Genomic DNA, 25,723 nt, shown 5'->3' with positions numbered 1-25,723 from the left:
GATCACTCAATAACAGTTATGGTGATGGTGTTGTTGAGCAATCACTCAAAAAATCACTCAAATCAGGAGCGTGATATGACCGACTTTACCCTGCACGATACAAATTCCGCACCGGAAAAATCCAAGCCGCTGCTGGAGAACTCTCAGAAGGCGTTCGGCATGATCCCGGGGCTGCACGCGGTTATGGCTGACGCGCCGACCGTCCTCGATGGCTACCAGAAGCTGCATCAACTGGTACTGGACAGCAGCTTTGACAACGACGAGACCACCGTGGTGTGGCAAACCATCAACGTTGAGCACGCCTGCCATTACTGCGTTCCGGCGCACACCGGCATCGCCAAGAGCATGAAGGTGTCGGATGACATCATTAACGCCCTGCGTGACGAGACGCCGCTGCCCAGCGACAAGCTGGAAGCCCTGCGTACCTTCACGTTGGCCGTCGTTCGCAAGCGTGGCGAAGTGAATAGCGAAGACCTCAACGCCTTCTATGAGGCGGGTTACCAGCGCAGTCACGTGCTGGAAGTGATTCTGGTGCTGTCGCAAAAGGTGATGAGTAACTACATCAACCACATCGCCGAAACTCCGGTCGACGAGCCGTTCCAGAAGTTCGCCTGGAAAAAAGCCAAGTAATTTGCTTGGTCATCAACGTGGATGCGGGCCCGGCCCGCATCCGTCGTATGTCTGTTGCCCGCCCTCTTTTTCTGCCCTGCTATTAAGACCTTTGCTGTCCACGCTGCCCTGTCGCCGACTGCGCGGCCCAAATGTCTGGAAACTCTGCTAACGCCTCCAGCCACGCTATCTGCCACCTCTGTGCCAGCGCTCTGCTACTGTTTTAGAAACAGTCGGATAGGAAATCAGTGAGGGTTTGATGAAAATTGCAGTCTATTGTGGTTCCCGTTCGGGCTCAGACCCGCAATTTGCGCGCGCAGCCGAAGAATTAGGCGCCTATTTTGGCAGCCACGGTATCGATGTGGTGTTCGGAGGTGGCCATGTTGGCTTGATGGGAATTGTAGCCGATGCGGTGTTGGCCTACGGCGGTAAGGTGTTTGGAGTAATTCCCGAGCACCTGCGGGACCGCGAGCTGGCCCATCCCGGCCTGACCGAGCTGTTGGTGGTGGCGGACATGCACGAGCGCAAGGCCAAGATGGCCGAGCTGGCGGACGGCTTTGTCGCCTTGCCCGGGGGCATTGGCACTCTGGAGGAGATTTTCGAGGCCTGGACCTGGGGCCAGCTCGGTTTTCACCACAAGCCTTGCGCGCTCTATAACGTGGACGGCTTCTATGACCCTCTGCTGGCCATGGCGCAGCGCATGGAAGAGACGGGTTTTCTGAAACAGGAATACATCGACATGCTGGTGCTGGCGCACACGCCTGAACAGCTGGTGGATGGATTCAGTCGATACCGCCCGCCCCATGAGAAATGGAGCTGAATCATTACTCGGCTTCGTTACGGGCCTCCTCCTCCCTTGGCGGGATTGTTACTTATAGCTGTGGATCATCCTGGCCATTGATCAAGGCGAAAGCGATCACAAGGGCGTCACCTTGGCCATCAGCTTGCGCCAGTCAATGGGCAGCTGCTGCTCCAGGGCCAACAGCGAAGGATCGCGGCTGTGCAGGGCTTCGAAGGGTTGCTTGCTGGCGTAAATCACGGTGTTGTTGGTTTTGCTACGGAACATCAAAAGCTTGGCAAACTGCTTCCGCAGCTGGCGCAAATAGACGCTGCCCGGGTCCGGTGGCCGGTGGTAGTTCAGGGTCAGCCAGCCGTTCGGGCTGAGTACCCGGCTGCACTGGTCGATGAACAAGCGCTGGGCCTGGGCCGGACTCATCCGGTCGCCGCTGTAAAGGTCGGCTAATATCAGGTCGGTGCTCGCATCGGGCAGTTTCGAGAGTGCGTCGCGGGCGTCTGCAATGGTTACGGTCAGGCGGTCACTCTCGGGCAGTCCGAAGTATTCCCGGGACACCGCCACGACCTCCGGACGCAACTCCACGGCGTGGATTTGGCAGTCCGGATACAGGTGGTGGAAGGCACTGGCCATCACGCCACCGCCCAGACCCAAAATGGTGACATGGCGGGGGTGGGCAAAGGCCGCGGGCAACATCATGGCCCGATTGTACTCGTGCACCGGCAGGTGGGGGCGTCGCCGGTCGATCTTGCTTTGCTCGAACGCTGAGTTGAAGGTCAGCACCCGGTGCTTGCGGTAATCGATCACCAGGATGCTGCCGAGGGCGTCCTTGGTGTGGTGAATAATCTCTCCCTGATTGAACACAGGCGTCAGGCACTCAGTCTGGCAATGGCCGATTCCGCCCCGGCCGCGCGGGCATGGTCGAGCGCGGTCGCGCCTTTTTCGTCGGTCAGTTCCAGCTTGGCGCCAGCGGCCAGTAACGGCTCAATCAGATGAACTGCGTTGTTGTCGGCCGCGATCATCAGGGGTGTTTGGCCCTGGTTGTCCGCCAGGTTCGGGTTGGCGCCCTGCTCCAGAAGCACCTCGACGGTCTGGGTGTGGTCGTTGGCGGTGGCCAGCATCAGCAGACTCTCGCCCGCACTGGTGCGGATGTCCACCGGCACGCCAGCGCCGAGCAGCGGCATCAGAAGTCCGGCGGCGCCGTTTCGGGCCAGTTCGAAGATGCCCTGGGCGAAGGCAACGGCGTCTTCGTCTTTCTGGTTGTCCGGCGCCTGCGGCTGGCCCGTTTGCTGTTTGCTCATGGCGGCTCCCCTGGTAGGTCAGGATGGTTGCAAGAAGTTTTGACGGTGGCTGCGTCCAGTCTCGTGCTTCGATCCTCTGGACAGATGTGCAGTTGCATTGCTACAACCGGCGTATCACACACGTATGATTGAACAGGCCGGCTTCAGACACAATGTCTGTAAGCCGAGCCCACGATCAACAGGAGGCAACGTCGTGAAATTAGAAGTTCGAGGCATCGAAGAAGGTCAGCCAGTCCCGGAGAAATTTGCGTTTGGTGTCTACAGCGACACCGATCATATGAGTTTTGGTCCCAATCGCAACCCGGAAATTGCCTGGGAGGGCGCGCCGGAGGAAACCAAAAGCTTTGTGGTCATGATGTTTGATCCGGACGTGCCGAGCGTGGCGGATGATGTGAACCAGGAAGGCAAGATCGTGGCCAAAGACCTGCCCCGGGTCGATTTCTTCCACTGGCTGCTGGTGGATGTGCCGGCCGGAACCAGCCGTATCCCCGAGGGAGAGGACAGCGATGGCGTGATTCCCAAGGGCAAGGAATCCGGGCCTAGACCCATCGGCATCCGCGGCGTGAATAGCTACACCCAGTTCCTGGCCGGTAATCCGGACATGGCGGGCACCTACGCCGGTTATGACGGCCCTTGCCCACCCTGGAACGACGAAATCATCCATCACTACCACTTCGAGGTACATGCGCTGGATGTGGAAAGTCTGGGCCTTACCGGCGAATTCGATGGCAACGACGTACGCGAAGCCATGGCCGGACACGTGTTGGCCAGTGCCCGGGTAACCGGCACCTATACGCTGAATCCGGCGCTGCGCTAACCGGGTCGGTGGCCAGGGCGGTGCGGGGAGGCTGTTCGCTGCGCGGATGACGGGTAGAATAGTGGGATGCAGCACTCATCCCGGCTATTCCGTCTGTCTGTTCTGATTGTCATCGCCCTCGCCATGGCCGCCATTTGGCTGGTGTTACGCCAGCTTGGCATGCCCGCAAGTCTGGCTCCGGAAGCATTGTCGCAGTGGCTCAGCCAGCAGGATGGCTTGGGCATGGTGCTGCTAATGCTGCTGATGGTTCTGGCCGTAGTGATTGGGCCAATACCAACCCTGCCGATCAGTGCCACCGCCGGTCTGGTTTATGGCACGGCGATGGGCACTGCGGTTGCCGTTGCGGGTGCCCTGGCCGGAGCCATTATCGCGTTTTACCTGGCGCGGATCCTGGGGCGCGAATTGGTGCAGCGCAAGCTGCACAAGAACCCGGTGTTTTCAGCCCGGGGTTCCCAGCGTTTTCTGTTTGTTGCGGTGACCTTAACTCGCCTGATTCCGGTGTTCTCTTTCGCTCTGATCAGCTACGCCGCGGGCGTCACCGCCATCTCGCTCTGGCGTTACGCCCTGGCGACCACCCTGGGCATGTTGCCGATGACCTTTGTCTTCGCCGGGCTCGGCCATACCTTCGAATTCAACCCGGTACTGACCGTCGTTGCTGCCGTTGTCATTCTGGTGGTCATGAGCACCCTGCCCCTGTACCTCAGTCGCCGCCCCCATTCCCGGCTGTCGCGTTGGTTGCAACTGGACGGTCAGGTCTGATTCGATAGTCCCTGAACGATGGAGCGAGGGCTTCCCTTTTCGTGGTAACGCGTCTACTTCCTTCTCCGTGAACCCGGGGTGTCTCGCCCTGGAGTATTACCTTCGCGTTTAACTCCTGTCAGGGCCATGTTGAAACCGCCTTGACCCCTCCAGCCGCACCTGACCCTTCAGGCCTGGTGCGTCGCCAGGATTTTCTGCAGGAAATCCCGGGTGCGGGGGTCTTTCGGGTGGTAGAAGATCTCACTCGGTGGGCCCTGTTCCACGATTCGGCCGTCGTCGATAAAGATCACCCGGTCTGCCACGTCACGAGCGAACGACATCTCATGGGTGACCAGCATCATGGTCTGGCGTTCCGCCGCCAGTTGCTTCATCAGCGCCAGCACTTCTTCGACCCATTCCGGATCCAGGGATGAGGTGGGTTCGTCGAACAGGATCACTTCCGCGCCGGCAGCCATGGCCCGGCCAATGCCCACACGCTGTTGCTGACCACCGGACATCGACGCCGGGTAGGCATCGGCTTTGTCTTCCAGACCAATGCGTCGCAGGATTTCCCGGGCTCGCTCGTAGGCCTTGGCTTTCGGCCAGCGATCCACCACCAATAGCCGCTCGGCGATATTCTGCAGGGCGGTTTTGTTGGCAAACAGGGCGTAGTTCTGGAACACGAACGCGGTCTGCTGGCGCAGCGACAGGATGTCTTTCTTGGTGGCCCGGTTTACATCCACGGTCAGATCGCCAACGGTGATCTCGCCGGCGGTGGGCTGTTCGAGGAAATTCACGCAGCGCAACAGGGTGGATTTGCCGGTGCCCGAGGGCCCGATAATCACCACGATCTCGCCTTTCTCGATGGTCAGATCGATGCCGTCGAGCACCACTGCATCGCCAAAGTGCTTGCGCAGACCCTTGAGTTCAATCATCGGCTGTAGGCCTTGTTCAGACGGGTTTCCAGGTTGCCCTGCAGCCAGGACAGCATCTCCACCACGATCCAGTACATGATCGCTGCCACGATGAAGGCTTCGAAGTACAGGAAGCTGCCGGACGCCTCTTTCTGGGTGGCGCCCATCAGCTCGGTGACGCCGAGGGTGAAGGCCAGCGACGTCGCCTTGATCATGTCGATGAAGTAGTTCATCAATGTGGGCAGTGCGACTCGGGTGGCCTGGGGCAGGATGATCCGGCGCATCAGTTGGCTGTTGGTCATGCCGATGGACAGTGCAGCTTCGGTCTGACTGCGATCAACGCCAACAATGGCGGCCCGGATGGACTCGGCCATGTAGGCCGAGAAATGCATGGTCAGACCCATGATGGTGGCGGTGATGCCGTCGATGACGGTGAGCGCACTGAACAGCTGGGGCAGCCCGTAGTAGAACAGGAACAGCTGGACCAGCAGCGGCGTGCCGCGGAAGAAGGAAATGAACACCACGGTAAATTGGTTCAGCACCGGAATCCGCTGAACCCGGATGACCGCAAACAGGCACGCCAGGATCAGCGCCAGCACCATGCCCAGCGACGCCAGCTGCAGGGTCAGGGGCAGGTAGCTCAGTAACACCGGGACCAGCCCCAGCATGTAGTCGACGTCGAGAGCGCCCATAGCGTGTTTCCTGTGTGATTAAGGCGCGGTGATGTCGGTGCCGAACCATTCCTCGGAAATGGCTTTCAGGGTGCCATTGTCCCGCAGGGTTTTCAGGGCCGCGTTCACTTCATCCCGCAGGGCCCGGCCACGCTCGGTGTCCTTGAATGGGTAGGCGTTGGTGATCTGGGAGAAGGTCGGTCCGGCCAGTGCCAGCGGCAGCGGCTTTTCCTTGATGATCTGGCTGGCACTGACCCGGTCCATCACAAAGGCATCGACCCGGCCCAGGGCGGTGTCGCGCTCGATGTTGCTTTCATAGGTTTTGATGTCGATTTCATCGGCGTAGGGCAAGTCACGCAGCAGCGCCTCGAAGTTGGAGCCCAGGTTGACCGCCACGGTCTTGCCCTTGAGATCTTCCACACCGTTGATGTCGTCGTTACCGGCCTTGGTGACTACCTGGGCACCGTCGTACACGTACGGCTCACTGAACAGGTAGGCCTGCTGGCGTTCTTCGGTGATGGTGATCTGGTTGGCCACGGTATCGATGCGGCCGGCACCGAGCATGCCGAACAGGCCGGAGAAGGCAGCGGTCTGGTACTCAACCTCCCGGCCCATTTCCTGTGCGACGGCGTTCATCACGTCCACTTCAAAGCCTTTCAGGGTGTCCTGCTCCACGAAGGTGAACGGGAAATACTGGCCAGACATGCCGACCCGGATGGTGTCGTCCTGGGCATGAACGGAAGTGGTTGCCAGTGACAGAATCACCAGTGCAGAAACTAGCAGGGTTTTCATAATCTTGTCCTTTCCGGTTTATTGCCGTGACGTCGTCAATGGCGATTGCGCAGGCGCATGAGAATGAAGATTGAAATCAAGTTTGCCAATAGTTTAGCAATCCAGGAGCGGCCATCGATACGGGCTTTCCTGGAGGTCGGTTTGCTCTGGGTGCGTTATGGCGTTTGCTGGGGATGTTTCGAGCGATCTTCCCAAGCCAGTCTGTGATAGTCAAAGTCTGGCGTGAGCGTTGGCTTGATAATCTGGAAAAACGGCGAGGCATCAAAGTCCCGGGGTGTGAACAGGGAGTGATGCCGGACCCGGTAGGCGGCCCGGGTGCAATCCGCGCAGTCGGGATCGTCGGCAGGCACCGTCCGGATCAGTGGCAGGATAGGGTAGCGTAACTGTTGGAAGGCTTCGGCCAGAAAGGTGGAGCAGATCGCCCGGGTCGGATCGCCACTGCCAAATGCCAGTAGCCGGTGTCGGTACTGGGTGGGCACCGGCGGCGTGGGCAACAGGTACCGGGCCAGGTCGAACACGTTTTTGAGATCGTAGGTATTGCCAAGCCGGCTGAGTGCGAAGCCGGTCAGCTGCTGAATGTCCTCACTGTTCAAACCGACCGGGCGGCAGATCCGGGTATGGCTGTGCCGATAGTACGACAGCGGCAGCGCGCGAATGCCCTGCTCCAGATCGGCTTCAATCAGGACATTGGGCTCGCCGGCGTCGCTCTGGCCCAAGCCTGCATCAGGGCCCAGGTAGAGGGCGCTGTGAGACCAGGTGGATTGGGTCAGGTATTTGATTGCGACGCTGATACGGGTGTCGCCCTCCACCAGCAACACGTCCGCCGGTTGCAGCGCCTGCTCCAGTTGCCAATAGGTCGAGGTCGGTATCGAATTTTCGGTGATCTGCTTGGTCAGGTACCTGGCAAGCCAGCCCGACAGCCAGCGCAGAATGCTGCCCATGTTGTCCTCCCCTGTTTCCTGGCCCTACTTTAGCGGACGGAGCCAGTGCATGTCGGCCCCGAATCACGGCCGTAACAAAATCAGCCTCCGAGTGAGGGCGGGATGCTGACCAGATTCCGATGGCGCCTGGCGTAATACAGGCCACGCGCCATTGGAGCCGGTGCAATAGACAAGGGAGACCGCTATGACGCAGACAGAACTGATTGAGCTTCAGTCGCCAGAGCTGACCGGCCTGAGTGACGAGCAGATTCGCACCAGCCTGGCGGCGATCAGCGAGATTCGTGAATGCTACCGGGACCAGGTGCTGGCCGAGAGTCGCGGGCAAGCATTGGCAGACGTGCGGGAAGACCGGCGCCTGGAAGTAACCGGCACCCTTCCGGTAGATCTGGATACCTGGGCGGAGGCGCTGACCCTGGAGCAACAGCGACGGGCCCTGCCCTGGTTGCCATCGCTTGGATCGGCATTGGCGAACAAGGCTTAACGGTCCTTATCTGGGTCTGGGTCTGGGTCTGGGTCAGGAGTCTCGGGGCGGTGGCTTAAGGCCTCAGTGACGCGATGGTTGATGCGATCGATCACCGCTGGTTCGACGCGCGCAGACGAATGTCCCCGCAGCAATTCCGTGCTCGCCCGCAGATTGCCAATGAACGAGCGACAGTGGCGGCACATCATCAGGTGCATTTGCACGGACAGGCGTCTGCCGGTACTCAGTTCGCCGTCAATGTAGTCGCTGGCAATCCCCGCCAGCTCACGGCACATTAGCATTCGCCGGTCTCCTGAAAGGTTTCCACCATCAGAAAGATTTTCTGACGTGCCCGATGAAGCATAACCCGCAGGTTAGACGCACTGACATCGAGGATGTTACAGACGTCATCGGACTTGTGCTGGTGCGCTTCGTACAGGATCAGGGCCGAACGCTGATTTTCCGGCAGGTGGCCCAGGTGTTTGTCGAGGCAATCGCTCAAGGCGCCGTTCTCCAGCAGGACGTCGGCGGACTCATCGAATCGCAGCTTCGGTGGCGTGGCCCAGCGACCGGAGGTTTTGAAGCGGCTTTCCAATTCCGGCTCGAGGCGTTCGGTAAAGTCGGTGGTGATCTCGCGGTGGCTGGTTCGTAGCAGGTTCTTGCAGCGATTGGCCACAATTCGGTGCAACCAGGTTTTCAGGCCTGAACGGCCCTCGAAGCGGCGGACGGCGTCGATCACCGTCACCCAGCAGTCTTGCACGATTTCTTCAGCGTTGGCGGGGTCGACATAGTAGCGTGCAACCGCGAGCATGCCGGCGGTGTAGGTTGAGACGGCCTCGGTAAAGGCGGCCTGTTCGCCACGCTTCAGGGCTTCAACCAGTCTGCTTTCATCAAGATTCGGATGCGCGTTCACGGTCATCTCTGCCGATTGATGGTTGTTCAGCCATTGGTCAGCGCCGGGCTGCTCAGGTTCCCCAGAAATTAGTCTGAACGTGTTTTTTGTTCTCAAGCTTAGATCAGGAACCAGATTTTTGAGGGGATTGTTATTAATTTGTGACCTTTACTGCTACTGACTCACGTACTCTGTACCTGATGCGATTTATGTCAGTACAGGAACTTTTTTCCACAAGAACTGTAACAACCGCTCCGCTTTAGGGTCGATGACGTAACCAATGTCTAGCAAAGGATGATGTGATGAACGCGAAAAAGTGGCTGATGATTCTGGCCATCGTGGTGATAGTGGTGGCCTTCTGGAGCAGCGGAGCCCAGGAATACCTGACCCTTGATGCCCTGAAAGCTCACCAGCAGAGCCTGGACGCCTGGATTGTTGACCATGCCTGGATGGCCGTCGGTGGTTACATGGTGATTTACATTGCGGTCACGGCGCTTTCGTTGCCGGGCGCGACCATCATGACTCTCGCCGGCGGTGCGTTCTTTGGCAATGTCTATGGCCTGGCGGCGGTGTCCGTCGCCTCCACCATCGGCGCCTCCATCGCCTTTCTGGTGGCCCGTTTCCTGGCCCGCGACACCCTGAGGAAGAAATACGCCAGCACGGTGGCGCGTATGGATCGGGGCATCGAAAAAGACGGCGCCTTTTACCTGGCTACCTTGCGGCTGGTGCCGGCCTTCCCGTTTTTCCTCATCAACATCGCCATGGGCCTGACCGCCATGAAGCTGCGCACCTACGCGCTGGTCAGTTGGGCTGCCATGCTGCCGGGCACCTTCGTGTATGTAAACGCGGGCACCCAGCTGGCGCAGATTGAGTCCACCGGTGACATTGTCTCTGCCGACCTGCTGTTGTCTTTTGCCTTGCTGGGGCTGTTCCCGCTGATCGCCAAATTCGTGGTCGGCTTTATCCGCCGGCGCCGGGTGTATGCCGGCTGGCAGAAACCGGACTCGTTCGATTACAACCTGCTGGTGATCGGGGGTGGTTCCGCCGGCCTGGTGTCGGCCTACATTGCGGCTGCCGTGAAGGCCAAGGTGGCTTTGATTGAGCAGCACAAGATGGGCGGTGACTGTCTGAACACTGGCTGCGTGCCGTCCAAGGCCCTGATTCGCAGTGCCAAGGCCGCGGATACGCTGCGCCACGCTGACCGCTACGGTCTGGAGGCGGTGCCGGTGAAAGGCTCCTTCAAGGCCATTATGGACCGGGTACAAAACGTCATTGCCAAGGTCGAGCCTCACGATTCGCCGGAGCGTTACCGGAAACTTGGCGTTGACTGCATCTCGGGCCACGCCAGTTTCGTATCTCCCTGGGAGTTGGAAGTTACCCACAGCGATAGCCATACCGAACGCCTTACCGCGCGTAGCATTGTTGTTGCCACCGGTGGCAAGCCGGCGATGCCGCCGATTCCCGGCCTGGCCGAGATGGAACCGCTGAATTCCGACAACCTCTGGTCCCTGGAAACCCAGCCGGAACGGTTGCTGGTGCTGGGCGGCGGACCGATCGGTTCGGAGCTGGCCCATGCCTTTGCCCGCCTCGGTAGCCAGGTAATTCAGGTGGAGATGGCGGACCGGCTGCTGATGAAAGAGGACAGCGACGTTTCCGCGCTGATCAAAAGCCAGTTTGAGCAAGATGGTATCGACGTGCGCCTGGGTCATGCGGCCAAGGAATTCGCCATCGAAGACGGCGAGAAGGTGGTTTACTGCGAGCATCAGGGTGAGAGGGTGCGTATTGCCTTTGATCAGGTGCTGGTAGCTGTGGGTCGTGCGGCCAATACCCGGGATCTGGGGCTCGACAAGATCGGTGTCGAAACCCTGCCCAACGGTACGGTGCCGGTGGAAGAAGATATGAGCATGCGCTACCCGAACGTGTTTGCCTGCGGCGATGTGGCCGGGCCCTACCAGTTCACCCACGCCGCCGCGCATCAGGCCTGGTACGCCGCAGTGAACGGGCTGTTTGGTCAGTTCAAGCGGTTCCAGGTGGATTACCGGGTAATGCCCTGGGTGACCTTTACCTCTCCGGAGGTGGCCCGGGTTGGTCTGAGTGAGGCCGAAGCCAAGGAGCAGGGTGTTGCCTACGAGGTGACCCGCTATGGCCTGGACGACCTTGATCGCGCCATTGCCGAAAGTGCCGATCATGGCTTTATCAAGGTACTCACACCGCCGGGCAAGGACAAGATCCTGGGCGCCGTGGTGGTCGGCACCCACGCCGGTGAAATCCTGGCGGAATTTACCCTGGCCATGAAGCATGGTCTGGGACTGAACAAGATTCTCGGGACTATCCATCCCTATCCCACCTGGAACGAGTCGGCCAAGTTTGCCGCCGGGGAATGGAAGCGGGCCCACGCGCCACAGGGCGTGTTGAATCTACTGGAAAAACTGCACGGCTGGCGCCGTGGCAAAGACACCAAAGAATCTCGGAGCGTATATGCCCCTGACTGAAACACGGCCGGCCCGGAAGCGCATTCCGGCGGTTGAAGTGCTTGAACCCAGAGCTCGGGACAGCTGGACCCACACCCGCAACGGTGATCCGCGTGGTTACATTGATGCCGATCGCCTGAAGGAGCTGTGGATTCACACCGGGACTGCTTGCAACCTGGCGTGCCCGTTCTGCCTGGAAGGCTCACACCCGGGCGATGGCCGTATTCCGGGCATGAAGCTCAGCGATGTGACGCCGTTTATCCACGAAGCCCTGGAGATGGGCGTGGAGCAGTTTTCGTTCACCGGCGGCGAGCCGTTCGTGATCCGGGATTTCGTCAATATTCTCGATTACGCCAGCCAGCACCGGCCCTGTTTTGTGTTGACCAACGCCACCGAGCCGCTGCTCAAACGCAAGCACCAGGTGCTGCCGCTGCTGGATAATTCCTACCCGATCCATTTCCGGGTCAGTCTCGATTTCCCCAGCCGGGCCCGTCACGACAAGGATCGCGGCGATGGCAGTTTTGATCAGGCGCTGGAGGGTATCCACTGGCTGCTGGAGCAGGGCTTCAAGGTGTCCATTGCTCGCCAGACCGATCCGGACGAGATCCCGGCGGAAGTGGAGGCGGAGTTCCGCGCCATCTTCCGGGAGTGGAACATCGCCGAAGACCTGGCCTTTACCGCGTTTCCGGATCTCGGTACGCCAGGATCCGAGGACGGCAGTCCGGAAATCACCGAGACCTGTATGGAGAAGTACCCGACCAAAGAGGCTCGGTCGCATTTCATGTGTACCTATACCCGGATGCTGGTGAAGAAGGGGGATCAGGTGCGGGTTTATGCTTGCACGCTGGTGGATGACGATCCGCAGTACGATTTGGGCGGTACCCTGGCCGAGAGCATGGATGAGCGGATTATGTTGCGGCATCACCGGTGCTTTTCCTGTTACCGGTTTGGGGCGAGTTGTTCGGCGCCCGGGTGACAACCGCAGCCTGTTAATTGGGCATTGGCGGCCTGCGGGGCGGGGACTTTTCTCCTTGGGAAAAGAACTCGCTTCGCTCAGACACCTTTTCCTGGCGGAGAAAAGTCCCCGCCCCACAGGCCGCGCCCAACCGGGTGCGTTTCGCTAATAATAAACGTGGATCGATGAGATATGACGACTTTTGAGGGTGCCCTGTTTTGGGGTTTTCTGGTGGTGTACGGCATCGTGATGTATGTGCTGTCGCCCAAGAGCAAGAACGCTAATTCATTTTACAAGGGCGCCGATGATCAGGGTAATCCGGTTGGTCAGTGGTCACTGACCGCCAGTATCTTCATCAGTTGGATTTTCGCCAAGTCGGTGACCAACGCCGCCAACCTGGGTGCTGCCTACGGGGTGACCGGGGGGCTGGCCTATGCCAGTTACTGGCTGTCGATTCCGGTGGCCGGTTACATCATCTATCTGATTCGGACCCAGACCGGAGCCCGTTCGCTGCAGGATTTTCTGACCTCACGGTTCGGGCGGCTGGCATCACTGGCCTTTGCCGCAGCTATTCTGATCCGGTTGTACAACGAAGTCTGGAGTAATACCGCCGTGGTGGGTGGTTACTTTGGGCTTCCGGGGCAATGGGAGTACTACGTCTCGGCCATGCTGTTCACTATCTTCACCCTGGCCTACAGCCTGAAGGGCGGGTTGCGGTCGTCGATCTTCACCGATGTGATTCAGGCCGTGGTGTTCGTGTTCTTTGTCGGGGCCGTGTTGTTCCTGATTGTTCCTGCCAACGACACCAGTGCCCTGCTCAGCAACGGCGAGTTCAGGCTGGATGCCGGTTTTGACCTGTTGTTGGTCGCACTGCTGCAGATGTTCAGCTATCCGTTCCATGATCCGGTCCTGACCGACCGGGGCTTTGTGAACAAGGAAAAGACCATGCTGAAGAGTTTTGTGGTGGCGGGTCTGCTGGGCTTTGTTGCCGTCTTTATTTTCAGTCTGGTGGGCGTGCACGCCCGTCTGAACGGCATCGACGCCATGGGCAATGCCCCGGCCGCGGTGGGTCAGTCACTGGGTCTGGCGGCGTTGTTCTTCATGAGTGTGGTGATGATGACTTCGGCGGGCTCGACGCTGGATTCCACCTTTACCTCGTTGGCCAAATCGCTGGCGGTGGACCTGCCGCGTCTGGCGCGTCGGGCCAAGGATCGGTTGCCCAGTATCCGGGTTGGCGCGGTGGTGATGGTGATTTTCGCCTTTGCCGGTAACCTGCCGATGTTCGCCGGCACCGATATCCTCAAGGCCACAACCATCTCCGGCACCATGGTGATGGGGCTGGGTCCGGTGTTCCTGTTCTACGGCTTTACCCAATGGTCGCCGTGGAGTTTTCACCTAAGCTTCTGGACCGGGCTGACGCTTGGAGTGTTGCTGGCGGTGGGCCTGATTCCGGCCAGCTGGGCTATTGGCGCGGGCAAGTACGCCATGCTGCTGGGTGTCAACGCCTATGGCTTCCTGATCTGCTCCGCTGGCTTTTTCCTGCCGCTGGCTTTGCGACGGCTGGCTGGTCGCTCGCTGGCGGCCGGGGAGGCCTGAGGCCGCATTATGACCGAAGGTCGAAGTTGTCCGTTGGCGTACCGGTACCAAGCCGCGCAGTTGTGTGCTGAGCCCGTGCCGGTGTCGGAAGACGTGGTCTACATCATCGGTGGTCTGTACGGCAATCCCTATGCCTTGACCGAGATTGAGCGTATGGCCCAGGCCGAGGAGCAGGCCGGGCGCCGGGTGCGGCTGGTGTTCAACGGCGATTTCAACTGGTTCAACGCCAGTGATGAGCTGTTCCAGGACATTAACCGGCGGGTGCTCCGGCACACCGTCAGCCTGGGTAATGTCGAGTTCGAGCTGGCCAACCCCAGCGCGGAGGCCGGGTGTGGCTGCGCCTACCCGGACTTTGTTGATCAGGGTGTGGTGGAGCGCTCGAACCGGATCATGACCCGGCTTCAGGGTATCGCCGCCCGCCATCCCGAGCTCCAGGGAGAACTTGCGCGCCAGCCCCGCTATTTGTGCCTGATGTTTGGAGGACTAAAGATTCTGGTTGTGCATGGTGACCCGGACTCCCTGGCCGGCTGGGGGTTGGCCCATGAGGCTTTCTGCGCTGGTAACGAGTCTGCGGTTCAGGCCTGGTTCCAGGCCACGGATGCGGATGTCATTGCCTGCACCCATACCTGCCTGCCGGTGCTGTGGTCGGGGTGGGTCGGTGAACGGGCGCGAACGGTGGTTAATAATGGGTCAGCAGGTATGGGTAATCTGCACGCTGATGCCCGCGGCCTGATTACCCGAATCAGCACCGAAGCCTCTGCAGATAACGCTGTTGCCGGCCATGACCAGGGCAATATCCGGATTTCCCTGGTGCCCGTGGCGTTCGATCTCAAGGCCTGGTTGCCGCAGTTTGATAGCTTATGGCCGGCTGGTTCAGATGCCGCTCTGTCCTATCGATCCCGCATCGCTCAGGGCACGTCCCTGGCACCGGAGCAGGCGGTTTTTGGTTCTGTTCTCTAACCAATTTGTCACTGGCGAAAGCGATAAACCGGGCTATTCTGAATGGATGAACTCGGGGGCCACGGGTGGGCGCAGCGTATCGCTGACTTGATATATATTTTGTGGTCTATATAATTCTGCACTAACTTTTTAAGACAAAAAGATCACGCTATGACATCTGAAGGATCGAATACCACCGCCATCACCCTCCGCACCCCTGTTAAGGATGATGGCTTCCGTTTGCACCAGTTGGTGGCTGAATGCCCGCCTCTGGACCCCAATTCAATTTACTGCAACCTCTTGCAGTGCAGCCACTTTGCCGAAACCGGCGTGGCCGCGGAGAAGGAAGGCGATCTGGTCGGCTTTATCTCCGGATACATCCCTCCCCAACAGCCCGAGACCGTGTTTGTCTGGCAGGTGGCCGTTCACGAGAAAGGTCGTGGACAAGGCCTGGCCAAGCGGATGCTGAAAGAAATCGTTGGCCGTGATGCGTGCAAAGCTGTGACGCACATGGAAACGACGATCACCGCTGACAACGAGGCCTCGTGGGCGCTGTTCCGCTCATTCGCCCGTGATCTGGGAGCTGAGCTCACCTATCACGAGCACTTCGAGAAAGAGACCCACTTTGGTGGGCAGCACGATTCCGAATTCCTGCTGCGCATCGGGCCCTTCACGAAGCCTGTCTGAGAGCCCCGGTCCCCCACGCCGGCCGCGGCCGGTGGTGAACGACTGTGAGACTGTGTTTGGACAAGCTGGCAGACCGCTGAGGTAGGTCTGTCATTAGGCTTTAACCAACGCACGGCGGGCTTTTTTGCGATCAGCACTTCACTGTTTGATGCACTGCTATCCGGCCCCCCGCGCATTTACCTCGAACCTGACATGCTAAGAGGCGAAAATAATGGAAATTTTTAAGTCCACTGAGTCAGAAGTACGCGTATATAGCCGTGCTTTCCCGGTGATTTTTAACCGTGCGAAGAATGCGCACCTGTACACCGAAGATGGCAAGGAGTACCTGGACTTCCTCGCGGGTGCCGGTTCCCTGAACTACGGGCACAACAACGACATCCTGAAGAAGGCACTGCTGGAGTACATTGAGGCAGACGGCGTCAGCCAGGGCCTGGACATGTTTACCACGGCCAAGCACGACTTCATTGAGTCGTACAAGAAGCACATCCTTGATCCCCGTGGTCTGGACTACAAGATGCAGTTCACCGGCCCGACCGGCACCAACTGTGTCGAAGCCGCGCTCAAGCTGGCCCGGAAAGTGAAAGGCCGGAACGGTATCATCTCGTTCACCAACGGCTTCCACGGGGTGACCATGGGCGCGGTTGCGACCACGGGCAACAAGCATCACCGTGGTGGCGTTGGCACCCCGCTGGGTAACGTCGATTTCATGTTCTACGACGGCTACCTGGGGGACGACGTTGATAGTCTGGCGATCATGGACAAGCTGCTCTCCGACGGCTCGTCCGGTTTTGAGCTGCCGGCAGCCGTGATTGTTGAAGCGGTTCAAGGTGAGGGCGGTTTGAATGCCTGCCGCGCCGAATGGCTGAAAGGCCTGTCGGATTTGTGCAAGAAGCACGACATCCTGCTGATTGTGGATGACATCCAGGCAGGTAACGGCCGTACCGGTGAATTCTTCAGCTTCGAATTTGCGGGCATCAAGCCGGATATCGTGACGGTTTCCAAGTCCCTGAGTGGCTACGGGCTGCCGATGGCGCTGGTGCTGTTCAAGCCGGAGCTGGACGTTTGGGATCCGGGCGAGCACAACGGTACTTTCCGTGGTAACAACATGGCGTTCATCACCGCCCGTACCGCGGTTGAGACCTACTGGAAAGACGATGAATTCGCCAATGAGGTGAAGGCCAAGACCAAGGTGTTGGGTGATGCCTTGCAGGCGATTTGCGACAAGTATCCCGGCCAGTTCAAAATGAAAGGCCGTGGTCTGATGCGCGGCATCGAAGCAAAGAATGCTGACGTGACCGGTCCGATCACCAAGCGTGCTTTCGAGCGTGGCTTGATCATTGAGACCAGTGGTCCGAACGACGAGGTTATCAAGTGCCTGATGCCGTTGACGACCAGCGAAGACGATTTGAAAAAGGGCGCCGCTCTGCTGGCGGAAAGCATTGACGAGATCATGCAGGAAGGGGTTAACGAGGCGTCTTAAGACGCCCCGTCGCCCCGGCCGGCCCGGATCTTTCAAACTGCAGGATAGCGAAGGCAAACCTATGACTACGCAACAGCACACCGTTGAGAAAATCGGCGGCACCTCGATGAGCAATTACGAGGCCGTCCGCGATAACATCATCATTGGTAATCGCAGCAAGGACGAGCTTTACCAGCGTATTTTCGTGGTATCCGCCTATGGTGGCGTGACCAACGAGTTGCTGGAGCACAAGAAAACCGGTGAGCCGGGTGTTTACGCCCTGTTTGCCGATGCCGAATCGGACTGGGCCTGGGGCGACGATCTCACCAAACTGGTGAAGTTCCTGACCGACCTCAATGGGGACCTGTTCGAAGATCCCATGCTCAAGCAGCAGGCCGACCAGTTCATCACCGACCGCATCGAAGGCGTCCGGGGTTGCCTGATCGACCTGCAGCGCCTGTGTTCCTACGGTCAGTTCCAGCTCGAGGAACATCTGCTGACGGTGCGGGAGATGCTCGCCGGCATTGGTGAGGCCCACAGTGCTTTCAATACTGCGCTGAAGCTGCAGCAGGAAGGTATCAACGCCCGGTTTGTCGACCTGACCGGTTGGCGCGACGCCGAGCTGCTGCCGTTGGACGAGAAGCTCAAGCAGGCGTTCGACGCCGTCGACCTGACACGGGAGCTGCCGATCGTAACCGGCTACGCCCAGTGCAAGGAAGGCCTGATGCGGACCTTTGACCGGGGCTACAGTGAAATGACCTTCAGCCGTGTGGCGGTCATCACCGAGGCCCGGGAAGCCATCATTCACAAGGAATACCACCTGAGCTCTGCCGATCCCAATATTGTGGGCGAAGACAAGGTGGTACCGCTGGGCCGTACCAACTACGACGTTGCTGACCAACTCGCCAACCTGGGTATGGAAGCGATTCACCCCCGTGCTGGTAAGGGCATGCGTCAGAACGAGATCCCGCTGCGGGTGATGAACACTTTCGAGCCGGAGCACACCGGTACCCTGATCACCGGCGATTACGTCAGTGAGACGCCTCAGGTGGAGATCATTGCCGGCGCCAAGGGTGTGTTCGCGATCGAAGTGTTTGACCAGGACATGCAGGGTGAGCCCGGTTCCGATCGTAAGATTCTGGACGTTCTGGGTCGTCTCAAGGTGCGCTTCATGGCCAAGGACACCAACGCCAACACCATCACTCACTACGTGGGCAGCACCCTCAAGCACGTGAAGCGGGTGGTGCGCGCGTTGAAGGAAGAATTTCCGAACGCTGAGATCAGCACGCGCAAGGTGTCGCTGGTGTCTGCGATTGGCAGTGACATCAAGGTGCCGGGTATTCTGGCCCGGTCGGTGAAGTCGCTGGCGGACAACGAGATCAGTGTGCTGGCCATTCACCAGTGCATGCGCCAGGTGGACATCCAGTTTGTGGTGGATGAAGACCATTACGAGCGGGCGATTGCAGCGCTCCATGAGGTTCTGATCGAGCCCCATAATCACGAGTATGCGATCGTCGCGGCCTCCATCGAGTAACCGCATCCCCTCAGAAAAGCCCGGCCGTTACACGGTCGGGCTTTTTGTTTTTATGGCCCTTTTCCAGCCTTAAACGCCGGTTCCGGCGTCCCCTGTCGATAAATCCATCAGTGCCGCCCGGACGTATTCTTTAGAAATTTCTGACCGGTACCAAAGCTATGCGAAAGACCGATAAGCTGGGACCGTCTCCGACTACGGCCAACGATGGCGAAAGGGATTCCCTGGTTGGGTTGTACTTCAGGGATGCGTCCCGGTATGAACTCTTAACCGATGTGGCAGAGCGTCGCCTCTGTCGAAAACTGATCTTGTGCTACCGCATTCTTAGCACTGAACTGGCGCTGCCGGAAGATACGCCGCAAACCTTCCGGACGGTTGTTGGCAGCCTGGGCGACGCCTGTGCGTTTTCAACACGCAGTCGCCGGGCCTTTCACCTGGCAACCGCTTGTCGCCGCAAGCTGATTCAGAGCAATCTGAGGCTGGCGGTGCACATTGCCCGACGCTATTCCCAGCACGGTATTCCGATGTCGGATCTGATCCAGGATGCCAACGTGGGCCTGATCAAGGGCGCCGAACGTTTTGATCCCACCAAGGGCTTCCGGTTTTCAACCTATGCCTACTGGTGGATCAGCGAGGAAGTGAAGCGTTGTCTGCAGCGCGGTAATCGCCTGGTGCACACTCCCGAAAACGTCATCGACGAGATCCGGCAGTTGCAGAAAGTGTCTCTGAGCATGCATCAGGATCTGGGCCGCACCCCGTCGCAATCGGAGCTGGCGCAGGAGATGGAAGCATCGCCGTCGCGAATCGGTGAGCTCAGAGCCCTGGCGCTGCGGGAAATTTCCACGGATGTACCGCTGGTTGAGGACGGCTCAGTAACGCTGGGCGACAGTCTGGAAAGTGGCGAGCAGGCCGCGCCCGATCATCCGATGTCAGAACGTGACAACACCCGTACCCTGGCGACCATGTTGAGTGAACTCAACGAACGGGAAAAAACGATACTGTCGCGCAGATACGGTCTGGGCCTGCCCGAACCGGACACCCTGCAGGTCATCTCGGACGACCTGGGCATCAGTCGGGAGCGGGTGCGTCAAATCGAGAAGACCGCGTTGAAAAAGCTGCAAGCCAGTTTCAGCGGTTTGGAAGAGAGGTTTGGAGCCTGAGGGTTCAAACGCAAAATCGGTAAGGGCGAAAGGCCCTTACCGGCTAAGACCGATTAAGCACCATGCAGTAACACATACCACGCCGCGACCGTCAGCTGGCAGGCCAGAACCACCAGCGTCAGTACCAGTCTCATGCGCAAATACCAGGATGGCCAGTACACCCGCATCCAGCGTACATCCACCGCGTACAAAGCCAGATAAGCCAAGCTGTAGACCAGTACCTGCCCGAGTGTTGGCAGTAACAGACCAACCCCTGCGATGACGAAAAAGACCTGGCTCAGCACCATGGTGACGAGGGGAGATTGCGGGTAAGAGCAATTCTCCAGCTGCATCGCAATGGGCCAGTACACCCCCGCCATGAACGCGAGAATGCCGGCGCTGTAGACGTAGAACCAGGAGATCGCGGTGACACTGAACTGCGGCAGCAGAAACAGGCTGGCGACGGCGACAATGAATGGAATGAGTCCGGCGATGCCAACGACGATCGCCAGTCGTGCTACGGCGATCACGGTTTCTCCCTCTGATCTTTCTCTTTCTGAACACGGATACGCAGCGGTTCAATCTCCGCTGGCTCCATACCGACCATCTCGTGGTAGGCGGAGGGATGGACGACCTGGGTTTCGCGCACCCGGAAGGATGCCAGGGTATCCTGCAATTGCCACGCGCTGCGGAACAGGCTGGTAATGCCCCGCTTGTCCGACAGCAGCAGTTCGCGCCCGTCCAGGGTCAGGCGCGCCATATAGTGTTGGCCTTCCAGGGAGATGATTTCCAGCAGATCAATGACCAGGTCATTGCTGGCTCTCAGTTCTTCCAGGGTAATTCTCACAATGACGCTCCGGAGTTGAAGATATAGGCAGTCTTACGACTCCGGAGCGGTATGGGATCAGTTGCTGAGCGCCAGGCAGGCCTCATGCTGGGGGCAGTGCAGGAGATGATCGTTCACCATCCCTGTGGCCTGCATGAAGGCATAGACGATGGTTGGGCCGACAAACGTGAAGCCCGCGCGCTTGAGGGCTGCGGACATGGCCTCGGATTCCGGAGTGGTGACTGGCACCTGGCCGATGCTGTGCCAGCGGTTCTGAATCGGGCTGCCGCCCACGAATGACCAGAGGAAATCGCTGAACCCAGTACCCTGCTCCCGGAGCTCGAGAAAACCCCGGGCATTCTTGATGATTGAATTTACTTTCAGCCGGTTACGAATAATGCCGGGGTTACTCAGCAGCTTCTCAACCCGGGCCTGGTCGTAGTGCACGATCCGTTCCGGATCGAAGTGGTCGTAGGCTTCCCGGTAACTGCCCTGCTTGCGCAGGATGGTAATCCAGCTCAACCCCGCCTGCTGGCCATCCAGACACAGTTTTTCGAACAGCGCCAAGTCGTCGTACTCCGGCCGGCCCCAGACCGTATCGTGGTAGTGGACATAGAGCGGATCGGTGCCGCACCAGGGGCAGCGTTCCATGTCGGGCATCAGCAGTTATGCTCCTATTTTCCGGTGAGTCGCTGTCAGGGTCAGATCAGGGCTGGAGACGTCGGATCAACCAGTCATCGCCATTGCGCAGGTATTCAAACCGGTCGTGCAATCGGCTCGGGCGGCCCTGCCAGAATTCGATGCGCTCGGGCACCACCCGGTAACCGCCCCAGAAGCTGGGCAGCGGTATCTCGCCTTCGCTGAATTTGTGTTTCAGCTCTGCCACTTTCTGTTCCAGCAAGCCCCGGGAGGTGATGACCTTACTTTGCTCAGAGACCCAGGCACCAATCTGGCTGCCCCGTGGGCGGGAGGCAAAGTAACGAAGGGACTCGGCCTTGCTGACCTTTTCCACTTTGCCCTGAATGCACACCTGACGATTCAGGCCAATCCAGGGGAATAACAGGGCTGCCCGAGGGTTCTCATCCATCTCCCGGGCCTTTCGGCTGCCGTAGTTGGTGTAGAACACAAAGCCCTTGTCGTCGAAGTACTTCAACAGCACGGTGCGCAGATCGGGCATGCCGTCGTTGCCGGCGGTGGCCAGGGACATGGCGTTTGGCTCCAGGATGCCGGCTTCCCGGGCATCCTCAAACCAGTGCTGGAATTGACGCACAGGGTTGTCATTGAGGGCGTCGCGATCGAGCCCCTCGCTTTCAAAATCACGACGCATGTCGCCGATGTCCATAGAACGTTCCTCGTCATCACGTAACGATGTCCTTTACGATCGCTGAGCATATCGGGTTCAGCCGCGGCTGACAAAACGGGCCCCGCCCGACTATCCTATTGATCAGAGGGGCGCACGCCCCGTATCCCGCTGTTGATAAGGAGAAATTTGTGGCCGCGAGCCGTCGAGCAAACCGCCTGATTAGTTATCTGACGATGGGATTATTGGTGCTCATCGCGCTGTACGTATTGGCGGGTTTCCTGTTGGTGCCCTGGTGGCTGGAGCGAGCGTTGCCCGATCAGCTGGCGGAGCGTATGGGCTGGCAGGTCGAGGTCGACGATGTTTCGTTCAATCCGCTCACTTTCACCGTTGGCGCAGAGGGGCTGTCGGCGCAGGACAGCGATGACGCCAAGGTGCTCAGTTTTGAGCGACTGGCGCTGGATCTGAATCTGGTTCAGCTGGTCAGTGGCACGGTAGGCTTTGAGGCCATTGAGCTTCAGGAGCCGTTCGTTCGTCTGGACCTGCTGGAGGATTACAGCGTCAATTTTGTCCGGGACTGGCAGCGCAATAATCCGGCCCCGGAGCAGCCTGCCGACCGCGGCGAGACCGATGACGCGTCTGCCCTGCCCCGGCTCTATTTCGGCCAGATCAGTATCAATGGCGGTGAGCTGCTATTTCGCGATTTCAGCAAGGCGGAGCCGGCCGAGTTCCGGATCATCCCCCTCGACCTGAGTCTGAATGACCTCGCCAGCTGGCCCCGAGATGAGCCGGTCAGCGACGATAGTCTGCAAGCCGCCTTTGGCGATGAGACTATCGACTGGCAGGGCGACCTCAGCCTGGCGCCCCTGTACTCCAAGGGCTCGGTCAAGGTCAGTGGGGTTGGATTCAAAACCCTGGAACATTTCCTGGCACCTTTCCTGCCCTACGATTTGCGCGGCGGCAAGGTCAGCCTGAGTTCTGATTACGAGTTGCAGGTCGGGGAACGGTTCCTGTTAGTGACCCGCAATGGCAGCCTGTCACTGGATGAGCTGGCCATCGCCATCGATGAGGACAGTGAGGAAGCGGAATTCACCTCGGGCACCATTGGTGTCGATGAGATCGGTTTTGACCTTAATGCCCTGAAGGCCGATGTGGGCCAGGTAAGCCTGGAGGGGCTTCAGCTCGCCGTAACCCGGAATCAGTCGGGCGCCATTGACTGGCTGGCACCCTTCGCGGGGACCGCTGATGAGTCGGCTTCGGAAACCGAGGTGTCGGAATCCGGAGCATCGGCATTCCGTTGGTCAGTGGCCGGAATTTCCCTGTCTGAAGGCCGCCTTCAGTGGCGGGATCAGCAACCGGAAACGCCGGTAGATCTGGCTTTGGAACAGTTGTCGCTGTCGGTCGGGTCCCTGGATCACACTCTGAGTGAACCGGTGAATTACCAGGCTGACGCAACCCTGGCCAGCGGTGGTCGGCTCACAGTCGACGGTCAGCTGACGCCAAAACCCTTCACTCTGGAAGCGGCGGTGTCCGGCTCAGAGATTGCGTTGACCGCCTTTGAGCCCTATTTGCAGGAGGGCGCCAACCTGAGCATTACCGGTGGTACCCTCGGGCTGGATGGCAATATGGACCTGGATGGCCAGCAGGAACCCATGACCGGGACCTTTAGCGGCACGGCGGAGGTGGCTGGGCTGGCAGTTCAGCTCCCAGACCAGGACAACCGACTGCTGTCCTGGCAGACCCTGCGCCTGGCACCGATTGAATACAACGTTGCCCCGGCCCGGCTTGAGATCGGCACGGTGACGCTGACCGGGCCGCAAGTTAGCGTGGTGCGCAACGCCAGCGGTAGCCATAACCTGGCTCGGGTGTTCCGCCCCAGTCCGGACGATGCTGCTGAGGAGGCCGGTGACAGCGAGCCAAGCTTCATTTTCCGGATCAAGCAACTGATGCTGGAGCAGGGCGAAATCGCCTACACCGATCGTTCCATTGAGCCGGTATTCACCACGCTCTTTGACCAGTTGTCCGGCAGCGTGACCGGGCTCAGTAACATTTCGCCGCAACAGGGCAAGGTCCAGATCAGCGGGCGCGTGGGTGAAGTTGCCAAGCTCGATTTCTCGGGCAATCTCGGCACCCTGGGCACCGACGATGTCAGTCAGATGAATCTGGCCATGACCGAATTGTCATTGCCGGAGCTGGGACCCTATTTCGGCCGTTACCTTGGCTATGAAGTCGAAAGTGGCAAACTCAATGTGGATCTCAATTATGAAATCACTGGCACCCGGCTGGACGGCACCAACCTGGTGGTGATGGACCGTTTCGAGCTTGGCGAACCGATCGTCAGTGCTGAAGCCGTTGATGCCCCGGTATCATTAGGGCTGGCCCTGCTCCGGGACCGCGACGGGGTTATCGAAGTAAAGCTGCCAATCAGCGGTGATCTTTCTGATCCGCAGTTCAACATTAGCCGGGTGGTCATGCGGGCTTTTGTGAATGTGCTGGCGAAGGCAGCATCGTCGCCGTTTAGCATGCTGGGGTCCATCGCCGACCTGGCAGGCTTCAACAGCAACGAGTTGGGGCAGGTCAGTTTCAAGCCCGGCAGCACTGAACTGGCGGCGGATGAACCCGCTAAACTGTCGGCCCTGGCCAATGCCCTGTTGGACCGTCCCAATCTGCTGCTGAGTGTTCGTGGCGGAATCGCGCCCGAGGCCGACGGCCTGGCGCTGCTGCGCAAAGAGCTGACCGCAGGCGGTTCCAAGCCGTTGTCGGAGAGTGAATGGCAAGCTGCCCGCCAGGCGTACCTGGCCGGTGAACGCACTTTGCCGCCAGAGGCCCTGAATAATCTCGCCTCAGCCCGGGGCCGAGCGGTCAGAACCGTGTTGCTGGATACCCATGAAGTACCGGCGGACCAGCTGTTTATGCTCGATCCGTCGCGCGAGGCGTCCGTGGACGAGAGTGGCGCGGTGACCGTGCAATTCAGTCTGGACGTTCGCTAGCGTCTCTTGAAGTTGGTCAGGAAGCCGGCGGGCAGTTGCAGCCCCCACTTCTCGACCATCATCCGGTAGGACCCGTCGGTCACCAGCGGCGCTAACCGCTGCATCATGTCGCTGGCGCTGACTGGGCCGTTCTTTCGGGCAATAATCCGGAGTTCGTACCGCTGATCGAGCCGGTCAGAGATCAACAGATGGCGCCAGTCATCAGGCTGTTGAGACAGGTGCATTTGCAGGTAGGCCCGGCTGACGATCGCCACCTCCGCTACCGAGGGGCGGTCGGCCTTGATCAGGTTGAGGTTGCGGCTGTGACTGTCCGAAAACTCGATTTTGAATTTGTTCTTCAGGGTTTTGGTGTTGTTTTCCAGGTCTGCAAAACCGTAGTGGTAGCCGGATATGGCAATCAATTGACGGTTTCGGATGTCCTCGAAGAAATCCAGGTCCCGGCCGGGCTTTCTCAGGGCAACGTAGAAGTCTTCATCGATCAAGATCGGGCGACTTACGGTGATGTCCCGATTGGTCCAGCCCCAGTTGGGACTCTCGAAGAACATCACGTCGTATAGGCCGGCGTCGAAATCCAGATGCCGGCGCTTGGGCGAGGTGTGAAAGATCTGAATGTCGATGTCGTCGTGGGCCGCCTCGAGTCCCTGGATCAGATCGGCCAGCAATCCCTGGGGTTGGCGGTCTTCGCTCACCTCTGCAACCGGTGGGAAATGGTAAGCGCCCACGGTTATCACGGTTTTTGCTTGTGCAATCGTAATTCCGCCCAGCAAGAGTGCGGCAATAATGACTGTCAGGGTTCGGTTTAGTCTGTGAAGGACTGACATGATTGACCCGAGTTATGTATCAATTTAAGACATGTTCAGATTAACACCGGGTTTACCTAGGCTGAACGTTTAAATTATAAA

At 59.1% G+C, this 25,723-nt stretch carries 27 protein-coding genes; 14 read left to right on the top strand and 13 right to left on the bottom strand.

Translation table 11 applies throughout. From position 1 onward, the window contains the following. The first annotated feature begins 75 nt into the window (after positions 1–75). Positions 76–630 (top strand): carboxymuconolactone decarboxylase family protein, encoded by a 555-nt coding sequence (locus tag FGO67_RS02125; protein ID WP_203299084.1) that lies wholly within the window; start codon positions 76–78, stop codon positions 628–630. Between the two features lie 238 nt (positions 631–868). Then, a complete protein-coding gene (locus tag FGO67_RS02120) occupies positions 869–1,429 on the top strand; it encodes an LOG family protein (protein ID WP_203299083.1) in 561 nt (186 codons plus the stop codon). A 96-nt stretch (positions 1,430–1,525) separates the two neighbouring features. Here FGO67_RS02120 and FGO67_RS02115 read toward each other — a convergent pair whose 3' ends face one another. Together FGO67_RS02115 and FGO67_RS02110 are read right to left on the bottom strand one after the other, a co-directional pair. Further along, positions 1,526–2,266: a methyltransferase domain-containing protein gene (locus FGO67_RS02115; protein ID WP_203299082.1), complete on the bottom strand. Its 741-nt coding sequence runs from the start codon at positions 2,264–2,266 to the stop codon at positions 1,526–1,528. A 5-nt stretch (positions 2,267–2,271) separates the two neighbouring features. Further along, positions 2,272–2,703 (bottom strand): ankyrin repeat domain-containing protein, encoded by a 432-nt coding sequence (locus FGO67_RS02110; protein WP_203299081.1) that lies wholly within the window; start codon positions 2,701–2,703, stop codon positions 2,272–2,274. A 193-nt stretch (positions 2,704–2,896) separates the two neighbouring features. Between FGO67_RS02110 and FGO67_RS02105 the strand changes: the two genes are divergently transcribed. Together FGO67_RS02105 and FGO67_RS02100 are read left to right on the top strand one after the other, a co-directional pair. Continuing rightward, positions 2,897–3,520 (top strand): YbhB/YbcL family Raf kinase inhibitor-like protein, encoded by a 624-nt coding sequence (locus tag FGO67_RS02105; RefSeq protein WP_203299080.1) that lies wholly within the window; start codon positions 2,897–2,899, stop codon positions 3,518–3,520. 66 nt (positions 3,521–3,586) lie between these two features. Beyond that, positions 3,587–4,279: a TVP38/TMEM64 family protein gene (locus FGO67_RS02100; RefSeq protein WP_203299079.1), complete on the top strand. Its 693-nt coding sequence runs from the start codon at positions 3,587–3,589 to the stop codon at positions 4,277–4,279. Between the two features lie 167 nt (positions 4,280–4,446). On the opposite strand, the gene FGO67_RS02095 is transcribed toward FGO67_RS02100, so the two are convergent. The 4 genes from FGO67_RS02095 to FGO67_RS02080 all read right to left on the bottom strand — a co-directional run bounded on the left by FGO67_RS02095 (position 4,447) and on the right by FGO67_RS02080 (position 7,576). Continuing rightward, on the bottom strand, positions 4,447–5,193 hold the full coding sequence (locus FGO67_RS02095) for an amino acid ABC transporter ATP-binding protein (RefSeq protein WP_203299078.1): 747 nt from the start codon (positions 5,191–5,193) through the stop codon (positions 4,447–4,449). Beyond that, a complete protein-coding gene (locus FGO67_RS02090; protein ID WP_203299077.1) occupies positions 5,190–5,864 on the bottom strand; it encodes an amino acid ABC transporter permease in 675 nt (224 codons plus the stop codon). The genes FGO67_RS02095 and FGO67_RS02090 overlap by 4 nt, the downstream gene beginning before the upstream one ends. Before the next feature lie 18 nt (positions 5,865–5,882). Then, the gene (locus FGO67_RS02085) at positions 5,883–6,635 is read right to left on the bottom strand and encodes an amino acid ABC transporter substrate-binding protein (RefSeq protein WP_203299076.1); all 753 of its coding nucleotides are present in this window, start codon (positions 6,633–6,635) and stop codon (positions 5,883–5,885) included. Between the two features lie 155 nt (positions 6,636–6,790). Continuing rightward, complete coding sequence (locus FGO67_RS02080; RefSeq protein ID WP_203299075.1) at positions 6,791–7,576, bottom strand: C40 family peptidase; 786 nt, start codon at positions 7,574–7,576, stop codon at positions 6,791–6,793. Positions 7,577–7,760: 184 nt separating this feature from the next. Here FGO67_RS02080 and FGO67_RS02075 point away from each other — a divergent pair, with 184 nt between their 5' ends. After that, positions 7,761–8,057, top strand: coding sequence for a hypothetical protein (locus FGO67_RS02075; protein WP_203299074.1), 297 nt, complete (start codon positions 7,761–7,763; stop codon positions 8,055–8,057). On the opposite strand, the gene FGO67_RS02070 is transcribed toward FGO67_RS02075, so the two are convergent. Both FGO67_RS02070 and FGO67_RS02065 read right to left on the bottom strand, forming a co-directional pair. Further along, positions 8,054–8,338, bottom strand: coding sequence for an anti-sigma factor family protein (locus tag FGO67_RS02070; protein WP_203299073.1), 285 nt, complete (start codon positions 8,336–8,338; stop codon positions 8,054–8,056). The genes FGO67_RS02075 and FGO67_RS02070 overlap by 4 nt on opposite strands. Beyond that, complete coding sequence (locus FGO67_RS02065) at positions 8,332–8,955, bottom strand: RNA polymerase sigma factor (protein ID WP_203299927.1); 624 nt, start codon at positions 8,953–8,955, stop codon at positions 8,332–8,334. The genes FGO67_RS02070 and FGO67_RS02065 overlap by 7 nt, the downstream gene beginning before the upstream one ends. A 275-nt stretch (positions 8,956–9,230) precedes the next feature. On the opposite strand from FGO67_RS02065, the gene FGO67_RS02060 reads away from it, so the two are divergent. The 8 genes from FGO67_RS02060 (at position 9,231) to FGO67_RS02025 (ending at position 19,726) form a co-directional block, all read left to right on the top strand. Further along, positions 9,231–11,420, top strand: a complete 2,190-nt coding sequence (locus tag FGO67_RS02060) for an FAD-dependent oxidoreductase (RefSeq protein WP_203299072.1) — start codon at positions 9,231–9,233, stop codon at positions 11,418–11,420. Then, entirely contained in the window at positions 11,407–12,375 is a 969-nt protein-coding gene (locus FGO67_RS02055; protein WP_203299071.1) for a radical SAM protein, read from the top strand. Before FGO67_RS02060 ends, FGO67_RS02055 begins: the two co-directional genes overlap by 14 nt. Before the next feature lie 171 nt (positions 12,376–12,546). Further along, the gene (locus FGO67_RS02050) at positions 12,547–13,950 is read left to right on the top strand and encodes a sodium:solute symporter family transporter (protein ID WP_203299070.1); all 1,404 of its coding nucleotides are present in this window, start codon (positions 12,547–12,549) and stop codon (positions 13,948–13,950) included. A gap of 9 nt (positions 13,951–13,959) precedes the next feature. Next, positions 13,960–14,910 carry a metallophosphoesterase family protein gene (locus FGO67_RS02045; RefSeq protein WP_203299069.1) on the top strand — a complete coding sequence of 317 codons (951 nt, stop codon included), beginning with the start codon at positions 13,960–13,962 and terminating at the stop codon, positions 14,908–14,910. 150 nt (positions 14,911–15,060) lie between these two features. After that, positions 15,061–15,576 carry a diaminobutyrate acetyltransferase gene (ectA, locus tag FGO67_RS02040; protein WP_203299068.1) on the top strand — a complete coding sequence of 172 codons (516 nt, stop codon included), beginning with the start codon at positions 15,061–15,063 and terminating at the stop codon, positions 15,574–15,576. Between the two features lie 211 nt (positions 15,577–15,787). Next, on the top strand, positions 15,788–17,056 hold the full coding sequence (gene ectB, locus FGO67_RS02035) for a diaminobutyrate--2-oxoglutarate transaminase (RefSeq protein ID WP_203299067.1): 1,269 nt from the start codon (positions 15,788–15,790) through the stop codon (positions 17,054–17,056). Between the two features lie 61 nt (positions 17,057–17,117). Continuing rightward, positions 17,118–18,569, top strand: coding sequence for an aspartate kinase (locus FGO67_RS02030; protein WP_203299066.1), 1,452 nt, complete (start codon positions 17,118–17,120; stop codon positions 18,567–18,569). A 158-nt stretch (positions 18,570–18,727) separates the two neighbouring features. Then, complete coding sequence (locus FGO67_RS02025; RefSeq protein ID WP_203299065.1) at positions 18,728–19,726, top strand: sigma-70 family RNA polymerase sigma factor; 999 nt, start codon at positions 18,728–18,730, stop codon at positions 19,724–19,726. Between the two features lie 53 nt (positions 19,727–19,779). Here the strand turns inward: FGO67_RS02025 and FGO67_RS02020 are convergent, their stop codons facing one another. From FGO67_RS02020 to pdxH, 4 genes are read right to left on the bottom strand one after another with little or no spacing between them, the layout of a single operon-like run. Then, the gene (locus tag FGO67_RS02020) at positions 19,780–20,235 is read right to left on the bottom strand and encodes a DUF3429 domain-containing protein (RefSeq protein WP_203299064.1); all 456 of its coding nucleotides are present in this window, start codon (positions 20,233–20,235) and stop codon (positions 19,780–19,782) included. Beyond that, complete coding sequence (locus FGO67_RS02015; protein WP_203299063.1) at positions 20,232–20,552, bottom strand: DUF6482 family protein; 321 nt, start codon at positions 20,550–20,552, stop codon at positions 20,232–20,234. Before FGO67_RS02015 ends, FGO67_RS02020 begins: the two co-directional genes overlap by 4 nt. 57 nt (positions 20,553–20,609) lie before the next feature. After that, the gene (locus FGO67_RS02010; protein ID WP_203299062.1) at positions 20,610–21,191 is read right to left on the bottom strand and encodes a DNA-3-methyladenine glycosylase I; all 582 of its coding nucleotides are present in this window, start codon (positions 21,189–21,191) and stop codon (positions 20,610–20,612) included. A 46-nt stretch (positions 21,192–21,237) separates the two neighbouring features. Next, the gene (pdxH, locus tag FGO67_RS02005; RefSeq protein ID WP_203299061.1) at positions 21,238–21,873 is read right to left on the bottom strand and encodes a pyridoxamine 5'-phosphate oxidase; all 636 of its coding nucleotides are present in this window, start codon (positions 21,871–21,873) and stop codon (positions 21,238–21,240) included. Positions 21,874–22,022: 149 nt separating this feature from the next. Here pdxH and FGO67_RS02000 point away from each other — a divergent pair, with 149 nt between their 5' ends. Then, on the top strand, positions 22,023–24,821 hold the full coding sequence (locus FGO67_RS02000) for a DUF748 domain-containing protein (RefSeq protein WP_338039523.1): 2,799 nt from the start codon (positions 22,023–22,025) through the stop codon (positions 24,819–24,821). On the opposite strand, the gene FGO67_RS01995 is transcribed toward FGO67_RS02000, so the two are convergent. Beyond that, a complete protein-coding gene (locus FGO67_RS01995) occupies positions 24,818–25,642 on the bottom strand; it encodes a substrate-binding periplasmic protein (RefSeq protein ID WP_238942136.1) in 825 nt (274 codons plus the stop codon). The two genes, FGO67_RS02000 and FGO67_RS01995, sit on opposite strands and share 4 nt — an antisense overlap. Between the last annotated feature and the right edge of the window lie 81 nt (positions 25,643–25,723).

The sequence above is a fragment of the Marinobacter sediminum genome (genome assembly GCF_016820575.1).
Classification (GTDB): domain Bacteria; phylum Pseudomonadota; class Gammaproteobacteria; order Pseudomonadales; family Oleiphilaceae; genus Marinobacter; species Marinobacter sediminum.
The sequence above is the reverse complement of the archived record's forward strand: the minus strand, read 5'-3'. Positions and strand labels throughout refer to the sequence as shown.

Excerpts from the sequence above, each read along its gene's own strand:
- FGO67_RS02125 (WP_203299084.1), top strand. The coding sequence starts at position 76 with ATGACCGACTTTACCCTGCACGATACAAATTCCGCACCGGAAAAATCC.
- FGO67_RS02120 (WP_203299083.1), top strand. The coding sequence starts at position 869 with ATGAAAATTGCAGTCTATTGTGGTTCCCGTTCGGGCTCAGACCCGCAA.
- FGO67_RS02110 (WP_203299081.1), bottom strand. The coding sequence starts at position 2,703 with ATGAGCAAACAGCAAACGGGCCAGCCGCAGGCGCCGGACAACCAGAAA.
- FGO67_RS02100 (WP_203299079.1), top strand. The coding sequence starts at position 3,587 with ATGCAGCACTCATCCCGGCTATTCCGTCTGTCTGTTCTGATTGTCATC.
- FGO67_RS02095 (WP_203299078.1), bottom strand. The coding sequence starts at position 5,193 with ATGATTGAACTCAAGGGTCTGCGCAAGCACTTTGGCGATGCAGTGGTG.
- FGO67_RS02090 (WP_203299077.1), bottom strand. The coding sequence starts at position 5,864 with ATGGGCGCTCTCGACGTCGACTACATGCTGGGGCTGGTCCCGGTGTTA.
- FGO67_RS02085 (WP_203299076.1), bottom strand. The coding sequence starts at position 6,635 with ATGAAAACCCTGCTAGTTTCTGCACTGGTGATTCTGTCACTGGCAACC.
- FGO67_RS02080 (WP_203299075.1), bottom strand. The coding sequence starts at position 7,576 with ATGGGCAGCATTCTGCGCTGGCTGTCGGGCTGGCTTGCCAGGTACCTG.
- FGO67_RS02075 (WP_203299074.1), top strand. The coding sequence starts at position 7,761 with ATGACGCAGACAGAACTGATTGAGCTTCAGTCGCCAGAGCTGACCGGC.
- FGO67_RS02070 (WP_203299073.1), bottom strand. The coding sequence starts at position 8,338 with ATGCTAATGTGCCGTGAGCTGGCGGGGATTGCCAGCGACTACATTGAC.
- FGO67_RS02065 (WP_203299927.1), bottom strand. The coding sequence starts at position 8,955 with ATGACCGTGAACGCGCATCCGAATCTTGATGAAAGCAGACTGGTTGAA.
- FGO67_RS02060 (WP_203299072.1), top strand. The coding sequence starts at position 9,231 with ATGAACGCGAAAAAGTGGCTGATGATTCTGGCCATCGTGGTGATAGTG.
- FGO67_RS02055 (WP_203299071.1), top strand. The coding sequence starts at position 11,407 with ATGCCCCTGACTGAAACACGGCCGGCCCGGAAGCGCATTCCGGCGGTT.
- FGO67_RS02050 (WP_203299070.1), top strand. The coding sequence starts at position 12,547 with ATGACGACTTTTGAGGGTGCCCTGTTTTGGGGTTTTCTGGTGGTGTAC.
- FGO67_RS02045 (WP_203299069.1), top strand. The coding sequence starts at position 13,960 with ATGACCGAAGGTCGAAGTTGTCCGTTGGCGTACCGGTACCAAGCCGCG.
- ectA (WP_203299068.1), top strand. The coding sequence starts at position 15,061 with ATGACATCTGAAGGATCGAATACCACCGCCATCACCCTCCGCACCCCT.
- ectB (WP_203299067.1), top strand. The coding sequence starts at position 15,788 with ATGGAAATTTTTAAGTCCACTGAGTCAGAAGTACGCGTATATAGCCGT.
- FGO67_RS02030 (WP_203299066.1), top strand. The coding sequence starts at position 17,118 with ATGACTACGCAACAGCACACCGTTGAGAAAATCGGCGGCACCTCGATG.
- FGO67_RS02025 (WP_203299065.1), top strand. The coding sequence starts at position 18,728 with ATGCGAAAGACCGATAAGCTGGGACCGTCTCCGACTACGGCCAACGAT.
- FGO67_RS02010 (WP_203299062.1), bottom strand. The coding sequence starts at position 21,191 with ATGCCCGACATGGAACGCTGCCCCTGGTGCGGCACCGATCCGCTCTAT.
- pdxH (WP_203299061.1), bottom strand. The coding sequence starts at position 21,873 with ATGGACATCGGCGACATGCGTCGTGATTTTGAAAGCGAGGGGCTCGAT.
- FGO67_RS01995 (WP_238942136.1), bottom strand. The coding sequence starts at position 25,642 with ATGTCAGTCCTTCACAGACTAAACCGAACCCTGACAGTCATTATTGCC.